Here is a 19016-nt window from a genome sequence, read left to right as displayed (position 1 = left end):
TCCCGGCTCCCCTTCCCCGCGCCAGGACAGTGGCGCCGTCGATCACACCGTTCCTCGTTCAGGGATTCTCCGGCTCCTCCCCCGCCACTGTGCCGCCGTGCGGGCGCGCTCCCGCGATGCGCAGGGCGATGTCGCCGTACTGGTAGGCGAGTTGATCGACGGAGAACTCGCCGCCCTCGTGGAACCAGCTGGCGACGCCGATGCCCATGTCGAGGATCGAGTACGAGGCGATGCGGGCCGACTGTACGTGGAAGGCGCCCTCGGCGGCGCCCTGTTCGATGAGTTCGCGGAAGCGGCGCTCGTAGTCGCTACGGCGGCCGAGTACCCGGTCCTGGTCGGGCTGGTCCAGGCTGCCGATCTCGCGGTTGCCGACGAAGGCCTCCAGGCGGTGGCGGGCGTGGTAGCGGATGTGCGCCTCCACGGAGCGGCGCAGCTGTTCCCGGACGTCGTCGGTGCCGGAGACGGCCACGATGTTGTCGGCGATGAGCTGTTCCATCGTGCCGATCATGATCTCGGCCAGCAGTTCGTGCTTCGAGGCCACGTGCTTGTAGAGGCTCGGGCCTCGGATGCCCACGGCGGCTCCGATGTCGGCCATGGTGGTGGACCGGTAGCCCTGTGCGGCGAAGAGCCGGAGCGCGGCCTGCCGGATCGCCGACCGGCGGTCGGCGACGGGTACGCCCTCGGCCCGGGCCGGACGGTGCGGCCGCTCGTACGACCCGCCGCGCGATCCGCTGTGCGACTGGCCCTGCGATCTACCGCGCCCCTCGCTCTGGGCTGAGCTCACGTGAACTCCTGAAGCTATCGACCGTTAGCCGATTTCGTCTACTGGAGTGGCCACTATAGCCCGGACCCTTGACATGCCGACCCTTTCACCTCTGAGATGGCTAATGGTCAGTAGCCAAGCTCGGGAGTGAACATGCCCATCGGGTTCGAGATCGACGAGAGGGTCGCCGCCGTCGCCCAGCGCACCACCGCGTTCGTACAGGACGTGGTGATACCCGAGGAGCGGGCGTGCGACGGGAACGTCCACGCCGGTCCGGAGCCACTGCGCCGCCGGCTCCAGCAGGCGGCCCGCGACGCGGGGGTGTTCGCACCCCACGTCGGAACGGAATGGGGAGGGCTCGGGCTCGACCTGTGCGGCCAGGCAGTGGTGTTCGAGGCGGCCGGGTACTCGCTGCTCGGGCCGCTGGCGCTGAACTGCGCGGCACCCGACGAGGGCAACACGCATCTGCTCGAAGTGGTCGCCACGGAGGAGCAGAAGGAGCGCTACCTGCGGCCGCTGGCCGCGGGGGAGGTCCGGTCCTGCTTCGCGATGACCGAGCCGGCGCCCGGCGCCGGTTCCGATCCGCGTGCCCTCGCCACCACCGCGACCAGGGTCGACGGCGGCTGGCGGATCGACGGACGCAAGTGGTTCATCAGCGGCGCCGACGGGGCCACCTTCGCCATCTGCATGGCCCGCACCCGTGGCGGACCGGGCGACGCGGGCGGCGCGACGATGTTCCTCGTCGATGCCGACAACCCGGGAATGAAGATCGTCCGAAACATCGACACGCTGGACCAGGGTCTGTTCGGCGGGCACAGCGAGATCGTCTTCGAGGGGTGCGAAGTCGCCGACAGCGCCGTCCTGGGCGAGGTGGACCAGGGATTCACGTATGCGCAGGTGCGCCTCGGGCCCGCCCGGATGACGCACTGCATGCGCTGGCTCGGCGTGGCACGGCGGGCGCAGGACATCGCACTGGAGCGCGCGTCGGAGCGTTCGGCATTCGGCAAACCACTGGCCGAACTGGGCATGGTGCAGCAGCTGTTGGCCGACTCCGAGATCGACATCGAGACCAGCCGTGCGGTGCTGTGGCGGGCCTGCTGGGAACTGGACCAGGGCCGCTCGGCAGCCCAGCACACCTCGATCGCCAAGACGTACGTCTCCGAGGCGGTCAACCGGGTGGTCGACCGCTCCGTGCAGGTGTGCGGCGCCCTCGGCATCTCGGGGGACGCCCCGCTGTCCCGGCTGTACCGCGAGGTACGTCCCTTCCGGATCTACGACGGCCCTTCCGAGACCCATCGGTGGGCCATCGCCAAGCGCGCTGTACGAGCGACGCGGGAGCGGGTGGCCGCACAGTGACCGCGTCCGAGGCCGCCGTGGTCGGCGTCGACGTGCCCGCGCTGCAGCGGTACTTCGACCACCATGTCCCCGAGTGCTCCGGCCCGTTGAGGATCCAGCTGCTCCAGGGCGGGCGCTCCAATCTGACGTACGAGGTGACCGACGGGACGCACCGGTGGGTGCTGCGCCGGCCCCCGCTGGGGGTGCTGACCCCCACGGCACACGACATGGACCGTGAGTACCGCGTCGTCGCCGCCCTCGGCGGCACCGGGGTGCCCGTCGCGCGCGCCGTGCTGTCGTGCCGGGACCCGGAGGTGATCGGCGCGCCGTTCTGCGTCGTCGACTTCGTGGAGGGGACGGTGCTGCGCGACGGCGACGACGCTGCCGTACTGCCGCCCGCCGAGGCACGACGAGCCGCCGACGCACTCGTGGACGCCCTGGTGGCACTCCACTCGGTCGACGCCTCCGATGTCGGGCTCGGCGACTTCGGCCGGCCGGACGGCTATGTGGAGCGTCAGGTGAGGCGCTGGCGCGGGCAGTGGGAGAAGGTCGCCACGCGTTCGCTGTCCTACGTCGACGAACTGCACGGCAGGCTCGCCCGAACCGTGCCCGTGAGTGGTGCTCCGGCGATCGTGCACGGCGACTACCGCCTGGACAACACCATCCTGGCGCCGGACGGCTTCGGCCGGATCGCGGCGATCGTCGACTGGGAGATGGCCACGCTCGGTGATCCTCTCGCCGATCTCGGGATGCTCCTCATGTACTGGGATCCGACCTGCGAACCGGTCCTGGCGGCGCGCCACGTCCCGACGGCCAACGCCGGCTTTCCCACGGGCCCCGAACTCGCCGAGCGGTACGCCGCGAAGTCCGGCCGCGCCATCGACGCCCTGCCCTACTACCAGGCCCTGGGCTGTTTCAAGCTCGCCGTCATCGCGGAGGGCATCCACGCCCGCTACCTCGCGGGACAGACCGTCGGCACCGGATTCGAGCGGGTCGGTTCCGCGGTTCCCGCGCTGCTGCGCTCGGGGCTGGAGCTGCTGCCATGACCGCGACCGCGCACACACCGAACCGAGGAGAGCTCGTGGGAGACCGACTGTCCGGACAGATCGCCTTGATCACGGGTGCTACCGGCGGCATCGGACAGGCCGTCTCGTACCGGCTCGCCGCGGAGGGCGCGACGGTGGTGGTGACGGACGTGGACGCCGGTCGCTGCGACGACCTGGCGAAGGAGCTGACGGGTGACGGGGCGCGGGCGCTCGGCCTCGCGCTGGACGTCAGCGACGAGGAGGCGTGGCGCGGCGCGGTCGAGCGGGTGGTCGACGAGCTGGGTGGCCTGTCGGTGCTGGTCAACAACGCGGGCATCGCCGAGATGCGGACGGTGGAGACGGAGACCCAGGAGTCCTGGGACAAGGTCATCGCGGTCACCCAGGGCGGCGTGTGGCTCGGCATGAAGCACGGCGGTCCCGCGATCGAACGCTCCGGCGGCGGCTCGATCGTCAACATCGCGTCGATCTTCGGCACTGTCGGCGGCTTCGGCAGCCAGTTCTCGTACCACGCCGCGAAAGGCGCGGTCCGCCTGATGACGAAGAACGCGGCACTTCACTGGGCCACGCGCGGCGTCCGCGTCAACTCGATCCACCCCGGTTTCATCGAGACGCCCCTCTCCCGGGAACTGTGGCGGGGCACGCCCCGGCACACCGCCATGGTTGAGGGCACCCCCATGGGGCGGTTGGGCAGGCCCGACGAGGTCGCGGGCGCGGTGGCGTTCCTGGCCTCCCAGGACGCGACCTTCATCACGGGATCCGAGCTGTACGTGGACGGTGGCTGGACGGCCCGCTGACGAGGTCCCTGAAAAGGTCCCCTCACCTGGTCTGCTGCCATGGTCTGCTGCCATGGTTCCGCTGACGGGGAAGGAGGGGCGCGGCGATGGCCGAGCCCCTCCCCCTGCGCTCGTGCCGTGTCAGCGCACGCGCGTGTACTGGTTCACCCCGCCCACGAACGCCACCGTGGCGCGTCCGCGCAGTACGAGGACGTCCAGGTGGGCCGCTGTCTCGTTCACGGCGAGCATCTGGTTGAAGGCGTTGAGGTCGCCGAACGGCACCTCACGACGCGTCCAGCCCAGCTTGCGCGCCACCGCGTGCGCGTCGAGGGTGTCCTCGCCCAGCGCGGTCAGGCTCTTGGACAGCCGGTCGTCGTGGTGGGTGAGCAGTTCGGCGACGCGGGTGTGGGCGCTGTCGGTGACCGGCCCGTGCGCGGGCAGCAGACGGGTGTCGGCGTACTGCGTCATCAGCCGCAGCGAGTCCAGGTAGTCGGCGAGGGGGCGCCCGCCGGCCTCGGTCAGCTCGAAGCCGATGGACGGGGTGATGTGCGGAAGGACGTGGTCACCGGCGAACAGCAGCCCGCGCCGTTCGTCCAGGAAGACCACATGTCCCTTGGTGTGCCCGGGAGTCGGTATGACGCGCAGCTCGTGGTCGCCGAAGCGGAGCGTTTCCGCGCCGAGCCACTGGTCGGGGGCCTCCCACACGCTCGGGTCGTAGCCGCCGTGGTCCATCGCCTGGATCTGGTCGGCGAGTTCGGCCGCCCCTCCCCTGCGCAGCGTCTCCAACGAGCCGGCCGGTTCGTCACTGCGCAGCCGGTCGAGCATCTCCAGGCCCGGCCGCTCGCCCGCGCCCAGATAGACCCGTGAGCCCAGCAGCCGGCGCAGCTCCACGGCGTTGGTGTAGTGGTCACGGTGGATGTGGGTGACCAGGATGTGGCTGATGTCGCCGAGGTCGCGCCCGATGGCGGCCAGCGCCTCCTCGAGCACCTTGCGCGCCTCGGGGATCGCCCAGCCCCCGTCGATCATGACGAGGCCGTTGTCCTCCGCCAGGTTCTCCAGCAGGTAGACGTTGACGGCGTGCAGGCCGTCGTTGGGCAGCGGCAGGGGAACGCGGTGCACTCCGGGCTGGACGGTCTGGACTCCGGCTGCGGCCCATGGGCCCTGGTCGAACCGCGCTGTCATGATTCTCCAATGCTTCTGTTTCGCTGGGGACCGGACCCGGCGGGGTGCGCGGGGGGCGCGACCCCGCCGGGTCCGTCCTCTGATCAAGCCAGATGACCTCTGCTCAGGCCAAGCCGGGGGTGCCCGTTCGTAGCCGGTGGGCGAGGTCGCGGGCCCCGCTCCGGTCGAGTTTGCCGACCTTGGTCTGGGGCAGCTCCTCGACGTCGTACACGAACTCGGGCCACTTGGCCTTGGACAGTCCGACGTTCTCCAGGTGTCCGGTCACCTCGGCCAGGTCGATGCCGTGTCCGTCCTCGGTGACGACCAGCAGCGCGACGCGCTCGCCGAGCACCTCGTCCGGGACCGCGGCGACACAGGCCCTGGCCACCCGCGGGTACCCGGCGACCGCCCGCTCGATCTCCGTGATGTCGATGTTCCGGCCGCCGCGGATGATGATGTCCTTCTCGCGGCCCATGATGCTGACGGTGCCGTCCTCGTGGGTCAGCAACAGGTCACCGGTCGGGAAGAAGCCGTCCTCGGTCAGCGCCGGCCGATCGACCCGGCCGTCGCGGGCGTAGCCGACGAACAGGGAGGGGCCGCGGACCTGTGCCCGGCCGGTGACGCCCGGCCCGGCTTCGGCGCCGTCGGGGGTCAGGGCGCGCAGGTGCGTGCCCGGGAAGGGGCGGCCGTCCCTGCCCAGCCTGATCTCCTCGAGGTCGTCGGGGCGGGGCGAGGTGTGGCCGAGGCACTCCGACATGCCGAAGACGCGCAGGATCCTGGTGCCCAGCGACTGTTCGGCGCGTGCCAGGGCACCACGGTCCATGGGGCCACCGCCCACGGTGATGGCGCGGACTCCCGACAGCACGCCGGAACCGGCCGCCTCGGCCCCCATCTGCAACGCCATCGTCGGTACGCACATGGTCCAGCGGACCTCGGTCTCGGCCATCCGCCGCAGCGCGACGGTCCGGTCCCACTTCGACGTCAGGACGAGCGGGCCGCCCAGCAGGAGGGAGAGGTACACGCCGAAGCAGTACGCGGCGGTCGACGACAGCGGCACTATCGCGGCCACCGCGTCCCCGGGGGCCAGGCCGTTGATGTCGATCGTGCTCGCGCCGGCGTAGCGCAGGGCCTCCTCGGACTGCACCACACCCTTGGGCCTCCCGGTCGAACCGGAGGTCAGCCCGATGAGGACACCTCCCGACCACCGTGACACCTCACGCGGACCGGGCGTGGCACGGCAGGTCCAGCCGTCGAGCACCGTGTCCACCGGGCCCGGCAGCATCTCGGGGAGCCCCCATTCGTCGCTCGCCGAGGCCTCGGCGACGACCGCGTCCGGGCGGATGTCCTCGTAGGCCGCGGCGAACTCGGCATGTGTGGTGTGCCGGTTGACGACCGCGAGAACCCCGCCGCGCAGTCCCACGGCGAGGGAGCCGGCGACGGTACGCCATGAGTTGTCGGCCTGGAGCATGACGGTGCCGCCCGGGCCGCCGGGGAACATCGCCTCGGCCAGCCGGCCGGCCTCGGCGAGCAGCTCGCGCGCCGTATGACTGCCCTCGTCGTCGATGACAGCGGCGAAGTCCGCCTGCTCGGCCCTTTGTTGGAACTCCCGCACTACCTGTCGCATCCCGCTTCCTCGCTACGCTGGCCGAACTCCGTGAAGAACTCTGTGATGAACGCGGTGCTGAACTCTGTGATGAACGCGGTGGCGAACTCTGTGATGAACGCCGCGGTGCATGCCCGACGCCTGGCCGTGCCGGCGGGGCTGGAGGACGCTCGGTCCGGCGGTCTCAGCCGCCGAACAGTTGCGCCTCGTGCCCCATCACCGCGATGCGGCGGCCCTTCATGTCCCCGACCTGTGCGATCGCGTCCGCCCACTCCTGACTGGCGAGGGCCTTCTTCAGGTCCTGCGGGGAGTCGAAGCTGAGCACGGAGATTCCGTCCCAGCCCTCCGAGCGGGGCTCCAGCGCCTGGTCGATCTCGGTGTGCCGCCAGGCGCGAAGACCGGGCAGGCGGTAGGTCAGTTCCGCGTGGTCGCCCCGCCACCAGTCGATGAACTGCTCGTGCGTCCACTCCGGGGGCCTGGCGGCCAGCAGGACGAGGTTGTACATGGCGGTCCTCCGTGGGTGTCCGGTCGAAGCGGAGCTTGCAGGTTCGGCTGAATCCGGTCGTGTGGGTTCAGGTGAAGCGGATCTCGGACGACCGGCCGATCAGCAGGCGCTGCAGACGTCCGTGGTCGTCCACCCGGCCCGCGGCGACGAAGCTCGCCTCGGGCACTCCCCCGCGCCGCACCTCGCCGAGGAAGAGCTCGTCCTGGCCGAGGGTGGTCGCGGACAGGAGATGGTGGGTGCGGGTGCCCTTCTCGCGCTGTTCGAGATAGCCGACGAGGGCGGCACGGTCCCCGGCGAAGTCGGTGGCGTTGCCGTCGCCGGTGGAGAACAGGATGGAGAGGGTGAAGTCGTCGCTGATCAGGTCGAGGATCCGGGTCGGTTCGTCACTGTCGAGGATGTCGAACCAGGCGGTGAGGAAGGGTGCGGGGGCGGCGTCCGTGGAGGTGTCGGTCATGTCGGCTCCCAGGAATCTGCGGGTGTCTGCCGGGGTCGGGCACGCCTAGTCCGGCCGGTCGATGAGGTCGTAGGTGGTGCTGAAGTACGACTGGTAGCGCGCCATGCGCCCGTCGGGTGTGACGACGGCGGCCGACAGGAAGGAGCCGACGGCCTTCCCGGACTCGGTGACCACTCCGTACACGGTCTCCAGATCGCCGTCGGAGCTGTACCGGAGGATTTTGTGTCCCCTCTCGACGGCGTTGCGGCCGGCGATGTAAGCGGCGAAGTCGTCCCTGGACGTTCCCGTCGCCTCGCGGCCGGGCAGGGCGATCAGGTATCGGAAGTCGGGCACTAGGAGTTCGAGGGCCTGACGGGGGTCGTCACTGTCCATACGGGCCATGTAGTCGGGGATTACGCCGGCCATGGGAGTCCTCTCCATGCTGGGAATGGCTGGTTTCAATCGCGGGCGGGATCAGTCGCGATCGGGGATTCAGTGACGGGCGGGCGGGGTGAAGAAGTCACCCTGTGACTCCCAGCGGCCGTCCCTGACGACGACTTTCTGCACGTCACGGGTGCCGAGGTGGTTCCCCGCGGAGAAGTTCAGGACCGGTGCGACGCCGGTGTCGACCGCTCGGGCCTTCTGGTACGCGGCGGTCAGCGACTGGGAGGTGACCGGGCCGTCGATGGTCTTGGCGATCTCGACGAACGCCTTGGCCGCGGCCCAGCCCCACAGGGTGATGAAGTCGGCCGGCTGCCCGCGCTCGTACTTCGCCATCGCGGAGCGGAACTCCTTGATGGCCGGGTCGTCGTCATCGTTGGGTGACTTCACCAGCTGCACCGCCTTGACGCCTTCGGCCGCCTTGCCCGCGAGCGTGAGGGTGGACTGTGCCGCGACCGGAGCATAGCCGTACACAGGTGTCGACAGCCCCTGCAGCTTGGCTTCCTTCAGGTAGGCCGCGGCCTCGGCGGCGGCGAGGATCACCACGACGGCGTCGGGTTTCTCGCGCTTCACCTTGCTGATCACCGGGCTGTAGTCGGTGGTCTGGAACTTGACCGAGAGGCTTTTGACCCGGACCGACGGATCGGTCTTGCGGGCGGCCGGGCCGATCTCCTTGGCGACGTTCACGAACGCCGCGGGGTCGCTGTGCACGACGAGCACCTTCTTCGCCCCGTCGCGCGCCGCCCACTGCCCGAGCGCCGATGCCTGGTCCTCGTAGAGGGTCTGGATGCCGAACAGGCCGTCGCGGGCCGGCTGGTACCAGGACGCGTCTCCGCCCAGGGTGTTCAGGACGGGGACCTTCGACTGCTCGAGTACGAAGGGGAAGGTCGCCTGGGACTGGGCGGTGCCGTTGGTGGCGACGATCGCCACGACCCCGTCCTGGTCGACGAGCCGTCGGGCGATCTGGACGGTCTGCTGCGGATCGTAGGCGTTGTCCTTGACGACCCAGTCGATCTTGCGTCCGTTGATCCCGCCACGGGCGTTGACCGACTTGAAGTACGCGTCGGCGCCGGCTCTCTCGGGGATGCCGAACGACGCGAGGGCTCCCGTGAGCGGGTACCACGCGCCGATCCTGATGATGTCGTCCCGCGCCGCGGGGCCTCCGGTGCCGCAGGCGCTCGCCGCCAGGGCGAGCAGGGCGGTGGCTGCGGCGATGAGCGAGCGTGTCGTGCGTCGTCGCAAGACCCCTCCTCAGATCAACCTGAGTTAAGTTCAGTTCAGTTTGGATTTTAATCCCGAGGAAACAGCCCTGGCAATGGCTCGTTACGTACTCGATCACCGCGACCGCCCAGGATCACCCGCGACCACGACCGATCACTGCGGGTGACTGCGTGTCACTGCCGGAGAAACAGAGCGGCCCTCCGACGGGGTGTCCGTCGGAGGGCCGTGAGGTGCGGTGACCGCTCAGCGCGTCAGGAGGCGACCATCCGGACGCAGGCGCCCTCGATCAGCTCGCTGACCTCCGAGAGCGGGGTCGGTCCCGACGGCCGGTACCACCGCCACACGCTGACGATCAGCCCGAGCACACTCGCACCGAGCAGCTGTGCGTCACGCAGCGGGAAGGAGCCCTGGGACATGCCCTTGACCAGCAGGTTCGTCCAGTCCCGTTCGACGACCTGGACCAGCTGGCGGGCCGCGACCCGCTCGTCCTCCTCGCGCTTGGACCTGCGCGAACCGGACAACAGATCCATGTGGCTCTGCAGAATGCGCATCTGCAGGACCTCCTGCGGGGACACCTCGTAGGCCGCACGGACCGCGGCCCGCAGCGCCTCGACGGGATCCGCGGCGTCCTTCGTCGCCTCCACGAACCGGTCATGGGAGCGCTGCAGTTCAAGCCGCATGATGGTGAGCAGGCAGTGGGTCTTCGACTCGAAGTAGTGGTAGAGGGCCGTCTGCCCGATGCCGACGCGCTCCGCCACCGTCGACCACTTGGTGGCCTCGAAGCCGGTCTCGCCGAAACAGTCCACCGCGGCCGTGAGAATGGCCGCGCGCTTGGACCGCGGTCCCGCCTCCGGTTCAACGATCCTCGTCATGCTGCCTCTCCATGGCCGTCACCCACCGTGTCCGTACCCGAGAGTAAACCCAAGCTGAACTCAGTTGCCAATCGGATCCGGTCAAAGGCGTTCGAGCACGGTCGCGTTGGCCATCCCGCCGCCCTCGCACATCGTCTGCAGACCGTAGCGCCCACCGGTCCGCCGCAGCTGGTGGACGAGCGTGGTCATCAGTCGGGCTCCCGTGGCGCCGAGCGGATGCCCGAGCGCGATCGCCCCGCCGAAGGCGTTCACCCGCTCCTCGGCGGCGCCGATCTCCTTCTGCCAGGCCAGGACGACGGAGGCGAAGGCCTCGTTGATCTCGACCAGGTCGATGTCGTCGATGGACAGGCCCGCCCTGTCCAGGACCTTCTCGGTGGCCGGGATCGGGCCGGTCAGCATGTGGATCGGGTCGGAGCCGACCACCGCCATGGTGTGCACGCCGGCCAGGGGGGTCAGACCGTGCCGGCGGACCGCGTCCGCGGAGGCGATGAGCAGGGCGGCGGCGCCGTCGGAGATCTGGCTGGCGACGGCAGCAGTCAGCCGCCCGTCCTCGGTGAGAGTCTTCAGTCCCGCCATCTTCTCGAGCGTGGTGTCGGCGCGCGGGCCCTCGTCGGCGGCGAGTCCGAAGGCCGGGGTGATCTCCTCGTCGAAGGCTCCGCCGGCCTGCGCGGCGAGGGCCCGCTGGTGGCTGGTGAGCGCGAAGCCCTCCATGTCCTCGCGGGAGACACCCCACTTCTCGGCGATCAGCTCGGCCCCACGGAACTGCGAGACCTCCTGGTCCCCGAAGTGCTCGCGCCAGCCGTCCCCCGCGAAGGGACTGCCCATCCCCGCCTGTTCCCCGACGAACATGGGGCTGGCTATCGGCACCAGGCTCATCACCTCCACCCCGCCCGCGACCACCAGGTCGGCGGCGCCGGAGCCGACGGCCTGGGCGGCGAAGTGCACGGCCTGCTGGGAGGAGCCGCACTGACGGTCGATGGTGGTTCCGGGTACGTGCTGGGGTAGCCCCGCCGACAGCCAGGAGGTGCGGGCGATGTTTCCGGTCTGAGCCCCGATCTGACTGACGCAGCCGAAATACACGTCGTCGACCGCGTCCGGGTCGGCTCCCGTGCGTTCCAGCAGGGCCCGCAGCACATGGGCGCCGAGATCGGCCGGGTGCACGCCGCTGAGCGTGCCCTTGCGGCGGCCGACCGGGGTACGGACGGCCCCGACGATGAATGCTTCCGACACGGTGGGCTCCCTTGGTTCGGAGGACGAGTTGAGTGATCGTTGAGTGATCAGGGCCTGGACGGGACGCGCGTGAAGTCGGGCGCCCTCTTGTCGAGGAACGCGGCGACGCCCTCGCGGCCCTCGTCCGAGGCGGCCGCGGCGGCGAGCGCACCGGCCTCGTCGTCGAGATGCCGGGTGAGGTCCGCGGTCTGACCGGAGGCGACGAGGCGGCGGGTGGCGCCGAAGGCGGAGGTGGGGCCGCGGCGCAGGGCCTCGGCGGTCCGCTCGGCCTCGGCGGCCAGTTCGCCGGACGGGACGACACGGCTCACCAGACCCATCGTGGCGGCTTCCGCCGCCGGTACACGGCGGTTCGTCAGCAGCAGCTCCACGGCCCGCTTGGGTCCGACGAGGCGGGGCAGCTGCCAGCTCACGCCGGCGTCCGGCGAGTAGCCGATGCCGGTGTACGCGGCGGTGAAGGTGACGTCGTCGGCCGCGAGTGTCACGTCGGCGGCCGCGGCGAGGCCGATGCCCGCGCCGGCGACGGCTCCCTGGAGGGCGGCCACCATGGGCGCGTCGATCGAGGCGAACGTGCGCAGGGCGTCGTGCAGTGCGTCGGTCACCGCGACGAGGTGTTTCTCCAGGGCCTCACCGGTCAGCCGGGAGAATTCCCTGAGGTCGCCGCCGACGCAGAAGGACTTTCCCTCACCGGTGAGCAGTACGACCCGTACGGCCGCACGTTCGCAGGCCCGTGCCGCGTCGAGGAGCCCGCGCGCCGTCGCGAGGTCGATGGCGTTGCCCGCCTGGCTCCGGCGCAGCGTGACGCGGGCGAGGCCGTCGTCCTGGATCTCGACGCCGACGCTCGCGGCGCGATCCGCTGCACGCGGGCTGGTGCCCGTCGTAGGGCGATCCGCGGCACCCGGACCTCCATCTGCCGCCGCGCGACCCCCCGCACCCGATCCGGCGCCCGTCACCGCGCGGTCCATCCGCCGTCGACGGTCAGGACCTGTCCGGTGCAGTACGAGGACGCGTCCGAGGCGAGGAACAGCAGCGCGCCGTCGAGTTCGTGGCCGTCGCCGCCGCGGTGCAGCAGGGTGTTGCGTTCGACCCAGCGGCTGGAGCGCTCGTCGCCGAAGAGGTCCTCGGTCATCTCGGTGCGGAACCAGCCCGGGGCGAGCGCGTTGACGCGTGTCCCGCTACGGCCCCACTGTCCGGCCAGCTCACGGGTCAGGCCGATGAGGCCGGCCTTGGACGCGGAGTAGCTCGCCCCTCCGAGGGGCGCGGCCGAGACCAGGCCGAGGATGGAGGAGACGTTGATGATGCTCCTGCCGCCGCTCACCGGGGCCGGGGCCTCGGCTGTCAGCCGGGCCAGATGGAACGGCGCGGTGAGGTTGACGCCGAGGACGTCGGTGAAGGCGTCCGGAGACTCGTCCTCGGCACGGGTCTCGCCCGAGGTCGCGGCGTTGTTGACGAGGATGTCGATGCGACCGGTGGTGGTCAGCGCCGCCTCGATGAGCCTCGTACGGTCCGCCTCCAGTGCGACGTCGCAGGCGACCGGGTGGATGCGCGCGTCGGAGTCGGCGAGTTCCTTCAGCCGGTCGATGCGGCGGGCGGCGGCGAACACGGTGGCGCCGGCCTGCGCGAGGACGCTCGCGAACCGGGCGCCGAGCCCCGCGGACGCACCGGTGACGATGGCGGTCCTGCCCTCCAGCGAGAACAGTTCACCGGCGGGCCGCGGCGCGCTCGGTCGTCCTTCTCGTTCAGCGGGTCGCGGCGGGCTCGGTCGTCCTTCCCGTTCGGCGGGGCGCGGCGCGTTCACTCGTCCACCCCGATCGGCAGGGCGGTCGCGCCGCCGTCGAGCACCAGGGTCTGGCCGGTCATCCAGGAGGAGGCGTCGGAGGCGAGGAACAGTGCCGCGTTCGCCACGTCCTCCACCGTGCCCAGGCGCCGCATCGGCAGTTTGGCGGTGAGGATGGGCTCGCGGACCTCCCACACCGCACGCGCCAGTTCGGTCTTGATCAGGCCGGGGGCGATGGCGTTCACCCGTGCTCGTGGCCCGAGTTCGTAGGCGAGCTGTCGGGTCATGTGGAGCATGGCCGCCTTGGTGGCGTTGTAGTAGCCGATGTGCGGGTCGACGATCAGCCCGCCGACGGAGGCGATGTTGACGACCGCTCCCCCGTGCTCGGCCATCCAGGCGCGCCAGGCGCAGCGGGTCCACGCGATCATCCCGTACTGGTTGACCCGTACCGTCTTCTCCGCCCGCGGCAGATCCAGGTCGAGCAGGTCGCCGTGGTACGGGTTGGTCGCCGCGTTGTTGACGAGGATGTCGACGCGGCCGAAGCGGGTCATGGTCTCGTCGACGCAGGCCTCGGCCTGGTCGGGTTCGCCTGCGTTGGCCACCACGGTGTGGAGGTCGCCGTCGCCCTTGACGCGCAGCAGTTCCTCGCGTGCCTCGGCCAGTCCTGCCGCTTTCCGTGCCGCTATGACCACGTGCGCGCCGGCCGCCCGGTAGGCGCCGGCGATGCCGAGGCCGATGCCGCGGGATCCGCCGGTGATGACAGCCACCTTGCCGTCGAGGGTGTTGGCGCTCACGCTGCTCCTGCCTTCGTGTCGGCCGACTGCCGTTCGGCCTTCGGATCGGCCGTCGGCCGTTCGGCTTTCGGATCGGTCTTCTTGTACCGGGCGAGTTCCTGGCGGGCGACCGTGCGCAGGTGCACCTCGTCGGGCCCGTCGGCGATCTTCAGCGCCCGGGTGATGGAGAACAGCCGGGCCAGTACGGTGTCGTCGCTGACCCCCGCCGCGCCGTGTGCCTGGACCGCGCGGTCGACCACCTTGTGGGCGACCTCCAGCGCCGCCACCTTGATCGCGGCGACCTCCATCCGGGCGGCGGCGTTGCCGACGGTGTCCATCAGCCAGGCCGACTTCAGCACCAGCAGCCGCAGTTGTTCGATCTCGATACGGCTGCGGGCGATCCACTCGCGCACCACGCCGCGGTCGGCGAGGGGCCCGCCGAAGGCGACGCGCTCGGTGGCGCGTTCGCACATCAGCTGCAGGGCGCGCTCGGCGAAACCCACGGCGCGCATCGCGTAGTGCATGCGTCCGGGGCCGAGCCGCCCCTGGGCGATCGCGAATCCGTCCCCCTCACCGCCGAGGATGTTCTCCACGGGCACGCGGACGTCGTCGAAGAGCACCTCGCCGTGGCCGCACCGGTCGGTGTAGCCGAACATCGGCAGGTCGCGCAGGACGGTGACGCCCGGTGTGTCGCGGGGAATGAGCAGCATGCTCTGCTGGCGGTAGGTGGGCGCGTCCGGGTCGGTCTTGCCCATCAGGATGATCAGCTTGCAGTCGGGGTCGAGGATCCCGGAGGTGTACCACTTGCGGCCGTTGACGACATAGCTGTCGCCGTCGCGGGTGATGCGGGTGCGGATGTTGCGGGCGTCGGAGCTGGCGACCTCGGGCTCGGTCATCGCGAAGCAGGACCGGATCTCGGCTTCCAGCAGGGGCCGCAGCCAGCGTTCCTGCTGGGCGGGGGTGCCGTACAGCGCGAGCAGTTCCATGTTGCCGGTGTCGGGCGCCGAGCAGTTGAACACCTCGGGGCCGATGATGGAGCGGCCCGCCAGTTCCATGAGGGGCGCGTATTCGAGGTTGGTGAGCCCCGCGCCCCAGTCGCCGTGCGCCATGAAGAGGTTCCACAGCCCCTCGGCGCGTGCCTTCTCCTTCAGCTCGGTCATCACCGGCGGCAGCGCGTGCGGGTCGTCCGCCTCGGCCAGCTGCCGGTCGTAGACGGCCTCCGCGGGGAAGACGTGCTGTTCCATGAACGACCGCATACGGTCCTGGAGTTCACTCGCCCGGGGCGAGAATCCGAAATCCACGAGTTGCTCCTCATGCTGGGGTGTGCCTGGCGGGTCCGGGTCAGCCGAGGATGTCGCGCGCCGTGCGGATCATCGCGGCGATGGTGGGCGGCAGTCGCTCCTGGTCCGGGTCGTGGTGCTTGCCCTCGCGGTGCCGGCGCAGGTTGTGGCCCATGATCGCGGCCATCTTCATGCGGCCCAGGGCACGGAACCAGTCCATCGCGGGCAGCGCGGGGCCGCCGTCGCCGTAGGCGTCGAGGAGTTCGGCCTCGGTGGGCAGGCCGGGTACGGCGCGGCCCAGCTGCGGGAAGTTGTGGTGGTCGGCGAAGAGCAGGAACCAGCCCAGGTCGATGCGTGGGTCGCCGACGCTCCAGATCTCCCAGTCGACGACCGCCACCGCGCGCTCGCCGACGCACAGCACGTTCCCGAGCCGGAAGTCGCCGTGCAGCAGCACCGGCGGGAGCCCGTCGGGCACGTCGTCGGCCAGGCGCTTGAGCAACTCCTCGCCTCCCGGCCGCAGTTCGGACGGTACGGCGTGCAGGGTGCGGCTCCACCGTTCCAGCTCACCGGCGGCGTCGAGTGGTTCGGGCGCGTCGAGACCGGGTGTGTCGATGTCGGTCTCGTGCAGCCGCCGCAGCACGGAGGCGATCTGCAGCATGCGTGCCCGGGCCGTGGCGGCGGGTACCTCGGGCTCGTCGAGGACGGGTTCGACGGCGTCACCGGCGGCGAAGTCCATGGCGAACCAGGCCGGTTGGCTCTCGTCGACGGCGGCGACGCCCGGCACCGGCACCGCGGTTCCGGCGAGGGCGCCCAGGACCCGTGCCTGGCGCAGGACGTCGTTGCGCCCGACGGGCCGCTGCCCGGGAGGCACGGCCTTGATGACGTACGCCGCCTCGCCCGCGCTCACCGAGTACGTCAGCCCGGAGTGGCCGCCGGGCAGGGTCCTCAACTCGCCCACGGGCGCCCCCGGATGGCGGCGGGCGAGAGCGTCACGGACCCGTGCGGCCAGCTCCGACACCTGCGTGGCCGTGCTCATCGGACGGGCTCCTTGGGCAGGCCGAGCACCCGCTCGGCGAGGATGTTGTGCTGGATCTCGTCGGTACCGCCCGCGATGCTGTAACCGGGCGCGCCGAGCAGGTGCTCGGTCCAGGCGTACGTGCCCCACTCCCCCGTGTCGGCGACGAGACGCGGGCCGAGCAGCTCGGACACCAGGTCGCTGGTGCGGCGCATGGTCTCGGTGGCGTACAGCTTGCCGACCGAGGCCTCGGCTCCGGGTTCGCGTCCGGCGACGAGGGCGCCGGTCACCCGCAGTCCGATGAGCCGCTGCACGAGGGCGCGGAGGTAGAGGTCGGCAGCCTGCCGCTGTTCGCCGCCGGTGAGCGGGCGGGGCAGGTTCCTGGCCAGGTCCAGGGCACGGTCGGCGTTGTCGAGGCCCAGGTTTCCGGAGTCGAGCCGTTCGGCGGCCAGCACACTCAGCGTGACCCGCCAGCCCTCACCGACCGGTCCCAGCCGGTCGGTGTCGGGCACGATCACGTCGTCGAGGTAGACCTCGTTGAAGCTGGCCCCGCCGGTCATCTGCTGGATGGGCCGTACGGTCACGCCCGGCGCGTCCATGCGCACCAGGAAGACGGTGATGCCGGCGTGTTTGCGTACGTCCGGGTCGGTGCGGCACACCGCGACCCCCCAGGTCGCGACCCCGGCCCCGGAGGTCCACACCTTGTGACCCCGCAACACCCAGTGGTCACCATCACGCACCGCCTTCGTCCGCACGGCGGCGAGGTCGGATCCCGCCTCGGTCTCGGAGAAGAGCTGGCAGGCCAGCTCGTCCGTGCGCAGCATGGGCCGCAGCCAGCGCCCCTTCTGCTCGTCGGTGCCCCAGATGCCGATGGCGGGGGCGACGAGCTGCTGGGTCACGGGGAAGATCTCGGTGCGGTGCGGCACGTCGAAGGCCGCTTCCTCGGTGCGGTAGAGCTGCTCGTAGTACGCGGGCAGCTCGCGGCCTCCGTACGCGGTCTGCCAGTTGAGGGCGCCCCAGCCGTGGTCGTACCGGGTACGTTCCCATTCCTGGGTGCGGGCGGTGTGCTCGCGCTCCTGCTGCTCCGTCCAGTTCTCGAACACGGCGACGGAGTCGGAGCCGCTGCCCCACGCCCCGTCGGCGGTGCGCGGGCGGGCGACCGTGGCGAGCCACTGCCGGGCCTGCGCGCGGAACTCGTCGGGGTCCGGGATACCGCTCATGTCCTTCCTCTCCTTCCTCCGTCGCGGATCCTTCCGTCGCGGATCAGCGGGACAGCACCGTGCAGGCACTCACGCCCGGGGCGCCGTACACATGGGTGAAGCCGACCCTCGGTTCGCCCTGGACCTGGCGTTCGCCGGCCCGGCCGCGCAGTTGCTGGACGACCTCGTAGACCTGGCGCAGTCCCGAGGCGCCGATGGGTTCGCCGTTGGCGATGCAGCCGCCGTCGGTGTTGACGGGCAGGGTGCCGCCGATCTCGGTGGCACCCGACGCGATCAGCCGTTCCTGTTCGCCGTTCTCGCAGAACCCGCACTCGGCCATGTGCATGATCTCGGCGCCGCTCTCGGTGTCCTGGAGCTGGCACACGTCCACGTCCCCAGGACCGAGCCCCGCCTCCTCGAAGGCGGCGGCGGAGGCGTCGCGGCTGACGCTGGTGAGCTCACCCCCGGGGATCCAGGGGCTGAACACCTCGAACGAGCCGAAGCGGCGGGTGCGTACGGCCGCCGAGCGCAGGGTGACCGACGGGCCGTCCAGGGTGCGGGCGACCTCGGGCGAGCAGAGGACGAGCGCGGCGGCGCCCGCTCCCGGCGAGCAGAACATGAAGCGGGTCAGGGGGTCGCTGACCATGCCGGAGTCGAGGATCTCCTCGGCGGAGACCGGCTTGCGCCGCCATGCCTCGGGGGTCAGCCCTCCGTTGCGGTACGCCTTCTCGGCGACCAGGGCGAGGGTCTGCGGCGTGATGCCGTGGTCGTGCATGTAGCGCTGGATCTTCATGCCGAAGAACTGGGTGGTCACCATCAGTCCGTCGCTGCCGTACTCGGCGCCCAGTCCCCAGTCCTCGGGGCGTGGGTCGAAGGCGCCGCGCGGGTGTTTGTCGAAGCCGACGGCGAGGACGACGTCCGCCATGCCGGAGCGGATCGCGTTCACGGCGGAGACCAGGGCGCTGCCGCCGGTCGCGCAGCCGTTCTTGACATTGACGAACGGCAGGCCGGTGAGGCCGAGTTGGGCCACCAGGGTGTCGGCGAGCCCGGCGCTGTCGCTGCCGCCGAACGCCGCTCCCACCCGCGACCACTCGATTCCGGCATCTGCCAGAGCGCTGTTCACCGCTCCGACGGCCAGTTGGCGGCCGCTTGCCTCCGTGCGGCCGAACGGGGTACGCCCGGCACCGCAGATCAGGACGTCGGCGCTCATGAGCTCCCCTTGTGGCCGGTGGTGGGGCGGGCCCGCGGAACCCCTTCGCCCGCGGTCACCGTGAGGGGCATGCCGATGCGGACCTCCCCGAGGTCGTCGACATCGAGGACGGCGGCCACCCGTACGCCCTCCGGCAGTTCGACGTAGCCGAGCGCGAACGGTACGAAGCCGCCCGGTGGGGCCTGGTACGGCGGTGACTTGGGTGCGTAGCGCTGCACCGTCCAGGTCCACAGGGTGCCCGCGCCGGACAGGGCCGCCGGGTCGGCCGGCCCTCCGCAGCGCGGACACGCGTCGTCCGCGGGGTAGACCGACACCGAGCAGCCGGAGCAGCGTGAGCCCTGGAGTGCGGCCGCCGGACTGCGCGGATCCGTGGTCATGCGGA

Annotated in this window: 20 protein-coding genes; 3 read left to right on the top strand and 17 right to left on the bottom strand. The window is 70.9% G+C overall.

Going from position 1 to position 19016, the window contains the following annotated elements; translation table 11 throughout:
- Positions 1-58: 58 nt before the first annotated feature.
- Positions 59-784, bottom strand: coding sequence for a TetR/AcrR family transcriptional regulator (locus OHA64_RS46910; RefSeq protein WP_405623463.1), 726 nt, complete (start codon positions 782-784; stop codon positions 59-61).
- A gap of 132 nt (positions 785-916) precedes the next feature.
- On the opposite strand from OHA64_RS46910, the gene OHA64_RS46905 reads away from it, so the two are divergent.
- The 3 genes from OHA64_RS46905 to OHA64_RS46895 are packed head-to-tail and all read left to right on the top strand — an operon-like array spanning position 917 to position 3938.
- On the top strand, positions 917-2119 hold the full coding sequence (locus tag OHA64_RS46905; RefSeq protein ID WP_405623462.1) for an acyl-CoA dehydrogenase family protein: 1203 nt from the start codon (positions 917-919) through the stop codon (positions 2117-2119).
- Positions 2116-3144: a phosphotransferase family protein gene (locus OHA64_RS46900; protein ID WP_405623461.1), complete on the top strand. Its 1029-nt coding sequence runs from the start codon at positions 2116-2118 to the stop codon at positions 3142-3144. Before OHA64_RS46905 ends, OHA64_RS46900 begins: the two co-directional genes overlap by 4 nt.
- A gap of 35 nt (positions 3145-3179) precedes the next feature.
- Positions 3180-3938 carry an SDR family NAD(P)-dependent oxidoreductase gene (locus OHA64_RS46895; RefSeq protein ID WP_405623459.1) on the top strand — a complete coding sequence of 253 codons (759 nt, stop codon included), beginning with the start codon at positions 3180-3182 and terminating at the stop codon, positions 3936-3938.
- Positions 3939-4058: 120 nt separating this feature from the next.
- Here OHA64_RS46895 and OHA64_RS46890 read toward each other — a convergent pair whose 3' ends face one another.
- From OHA64_RS46890 to OHA64_RS46815, 16 genes are all read right to left on the bottom strand, one after another.
- On the bottom strand, positions 4059-5099 hold the full coding sequence (locus tag OHA64_RS46890; protein ID WP_405623458.1) for an MBL fold metallo-hydrolase: 1041 nt from the start codon (positions 5097-5099) through the stop codon (positions 4059-4061).
- A gap of 103 nt (positions 5100-5202) precedes the next feature.
- Positions 5203-6702, bottom strand: coding sequence for a class I adenylate-forming enzyme family protein (locus OHA64_RS46885; protein WP_405623457.1), 1500 nt, complete (start codon positions 6700-6702; stop codon positions 5203-5205).
- Positions 6703-6865: 163 nt separating this feature from the next.
- Positions 6866-7186, bottom strand: a complete 321-nt coding sequence (locus OHA64_RS46880; RefSeq protein ID WP_057614575.1) for an EthD domain-containing protein — start codon at positions 7184-7186, stop codon at positions 6866-6868.
- Between the two features lie 67 nt (positions 7187-7253).
- A complete protein-coding gene (locus OHA64_RS46875) occupies positions 7254-7640 on the bottom strand; it encodes a hypothetical protein (protein WP_266395054.1) in 387 nt (128 codons plus the stop codon).
- 45 nt (positions 7641-7685) lie between these two features.
- Complete coding sequence (locus OHA64_RS46870; protein WP_405623456.1) at positions 7686-8045, bottom strand: nuclear transport factor 2 family protein; 360 nt, start codon at positions 8043-8045, stop codon at positions 7686-7688.
- A gap of 66 nt (positions 8046-8111) precedes the next feature.
- A complete protein-coding gene (locus OHA64_RS46865; RefSeq protein ID WP_405623455.1) occupies positions 8112-9302 on the bottom strand; it encodes an ABC transporter substrate-binding protein in 1191 nt (396 codons plus the stop codon).
- 230 nt (positions 9303-9532) lie between these two features.
- Positions 9533-10153, bottom strand: coding sequence for a TetR family transcriptional regulator (locus tag OHA64_RS46860; RefSeq protein ID WP_405623454.1), 621 nt, complete (start codon positions 10151-10153; stop codon positions 9533-9535).
- 81 nt (positions 10154-10234) lie between these two features.
- Positions 10235-11383 carry an acetyl-CoA C-acetyltransferase gene (locus OHA64_RS46855; protein ID WP_405623452.1) on the bottom strand — a complete coding sequence of 383 codons (1149 nt, stop codon included), beginning with the start codon at positions 11381-11383 and terminating at the stop codon, positions 10235-10237.
- A gap of 47 nt (positions 11384-11430) precedes the next feature.
- Complete coding sequence (locus OHA64_RS46850) at positions 11431-12333, bottom strand: enoyl-CoA hydratase-related protein (RefSeq protein WP_405623451.1); 903 nt, start codon at positions 12331-12333, stop codon at positions 11431-11433.
- Positions 12330-13079, bottom strand: a complete 750-nt coding sequence (locus OHA64_RS46845; protein ID WP_405624405.1) for an SDR family NAD(P)-dependent oxidoreductase — start codon at positions 13077-13079, stop codon at positions 12330-12332. Before OHA64_RS46845 ends, OHA64_RS46850 begins: the two co-directional genes overlap by 4 nt.
- 95 nt (positions 13080-13174) lie before the next feature.
- Complete coding sequence (locus tag OHA64_RS46840) at positions 13175-13951, bottom strand: SDR family oxidoreductase (protein WP_405623450.1); 777 nt, start codon at positions 13949-13951, stop codon at positions 13175-13177.
- Positions 13948-15231: an acyl-CoA dehydrogenase family protein gene (locus OHA64_RS46835; protein WP_405623448.1), complete on the bottom strand. Its 1284-nt coding sequence runs from the start codon at positions 15229-15231 to the stop codon at positions 13948-13950. The genes OHA64_RS46840 and OHA64_RS46835 overlap by 4 nt, the downstream gene beginning before the upstream one ends.
- A gap of 40 nt (positions 15232-15271) precedes the next feature.
- Positions 15272-16246: a phosphotransferase family protein gene (locus tag OHA64_RS46830; RefSeq protein WP_405623447.1), complete on the bottom strand. Its 975-nt coding sequence runs from the start codon at positions 16244-16246 to the stop codon at positions 15272-15274.
- Positions 16243-17445 (bottom strand): acyl-CoA dehydrogenase family protein, encoded by a 1203-nt coding sequence (locus OHA64_RS46825; protein WP_405623445.1) that lies wholly within the window; start codon positions 17443-17445, stop codon positions 16243-16245. The genes OHA64_RS46830 and OHA64_RS46825 overlap by 4 nt, the downstream gene beginning before the upstream one ends.
- Before the next feature lie 43 nt (positions 17446-17488).
- On the bottom strand, positions 17489-18634 hold the full coding sequence (locus tag OHA64_RS46820; RefSeq protein ID WP_405623443.1) for a thiolase family protein: 1146 nt from the start codon (positions 18632-18634) through the stop codon (positions 17489-17491).
- Positions 18631-19011, bottom strand: a complete 381-nt coding sequence (locus OHA64_RS46815; RefSeq protein WP_405623441.1) for a Zn-ribbon domain-containing OB-fold protein — start codon at positions 19009-19011, stop codon at positions 18631-18633. The genes OHA64_RS46820 and OHA64_RS46815 overlap by 4 nt, the downstream gene beginning before the upstream one ends.
- Positions 19012-19016: the final 5 nt, after the last annotated feature.

The sequence above is a fragment of the Streptomyces sp. NBC_00076 genome, assembly GCF_045041235.1.
GTDB lineage: Bacteria > Actinomycetota > Actinomycetes > Streptomycetales > Streptomycetaceae > Streptomyces.
This window is presented reverse-complemented; position numbering and strand designations above follow the sequence as displayed.

What these genes read in the sequence shown, in the direction of transcription:
- OHA64_RS46905 (WP_405623462.1), top strand. Translation starts at nt 917, where the DNA reads ATGCCCATCGGGTTCGAGATCGACGAGAGGGTCGCCGCCGTCGCCCAG.
- OHA64_RS46890 (WP_405623458.1), bottom strand. Translation starts at nt 5,099, where the DNA reads ATGACAGCGCGGTTCGACCAGGGCCCATGGGCCGCAGCCGGAGTCCAG.
- OHA64_RS46885 (WP_405623457.1), bottom strand. Translation starts at nt 6,702, where the DNA reads ATGCGACAGGTAGTGCGGGAGTTCCAACAAAGGGCCGAGCAGGCGGAC.
- OHA64_RS46880 (WP_057614575.1), bottom strand. Translation starts at nt 7,186, where the DNA reads ATGTACAACCTCGTCCTGCTGGCCGCCAGGCCCCCGGAGTGGACGCAC.
- OHA64_RS46875 (WP_266395054.1), bottom strand. Translation starts at nt 7,640, where the DNA reads ATGACCGACACCTCCACGGACGCCGCCCCCGCACCCTTCCTCACCGCC.
- OHA64_RS46870 (WP_405623456.1), bottom strand. Translation starts at nt 8,045, where the DNA reads ATGGCCGGCGTAATCCCCGACTACATGGCCCGTATGGACAGTGACGAC.
- OHA64_RS46860 (WP_405623454.1), bottom strand. Translation starts at nt 10,153, where the DNA reads ATGACGAGGATCGTTGAACCGGAGGCGGGACCGCGGTCCAAGCGCGCG.
- OHA64_RS46830 (WP_405623447.1), bottom strand. Translation starts at nt 16,246, where the DNA reads ATGAGCACGGCCACGCAGGTGTCGGAGCTGGCCGCACGGGTCCGTGAC.
- OHA64_RS46825 (WP_405623445.1), bottom strand. Translation starts at nt 17,445, where the DNA reads ATGAGCGGTATCCCGGACCCCGACGAGTTCCGCGCGCAGGCCCGGCAG.
- OHA64_RS46820 (WP_405623443.1), bottom strand. Translation starts at nt 18,634, where the DNA reads ATGAGCGCCGACGTCCTGATCTGCGGTGCCGGGCGTACCCCGTTCGGC.
- OHA64_RS46815 (WP_405623441.1), bottom strand. Translation starts at nt 19,011, where the DNA reads ATGACCACGGATCCGCGCAGTCCGGCGGCCGCACTCCAGGGCTCACGC.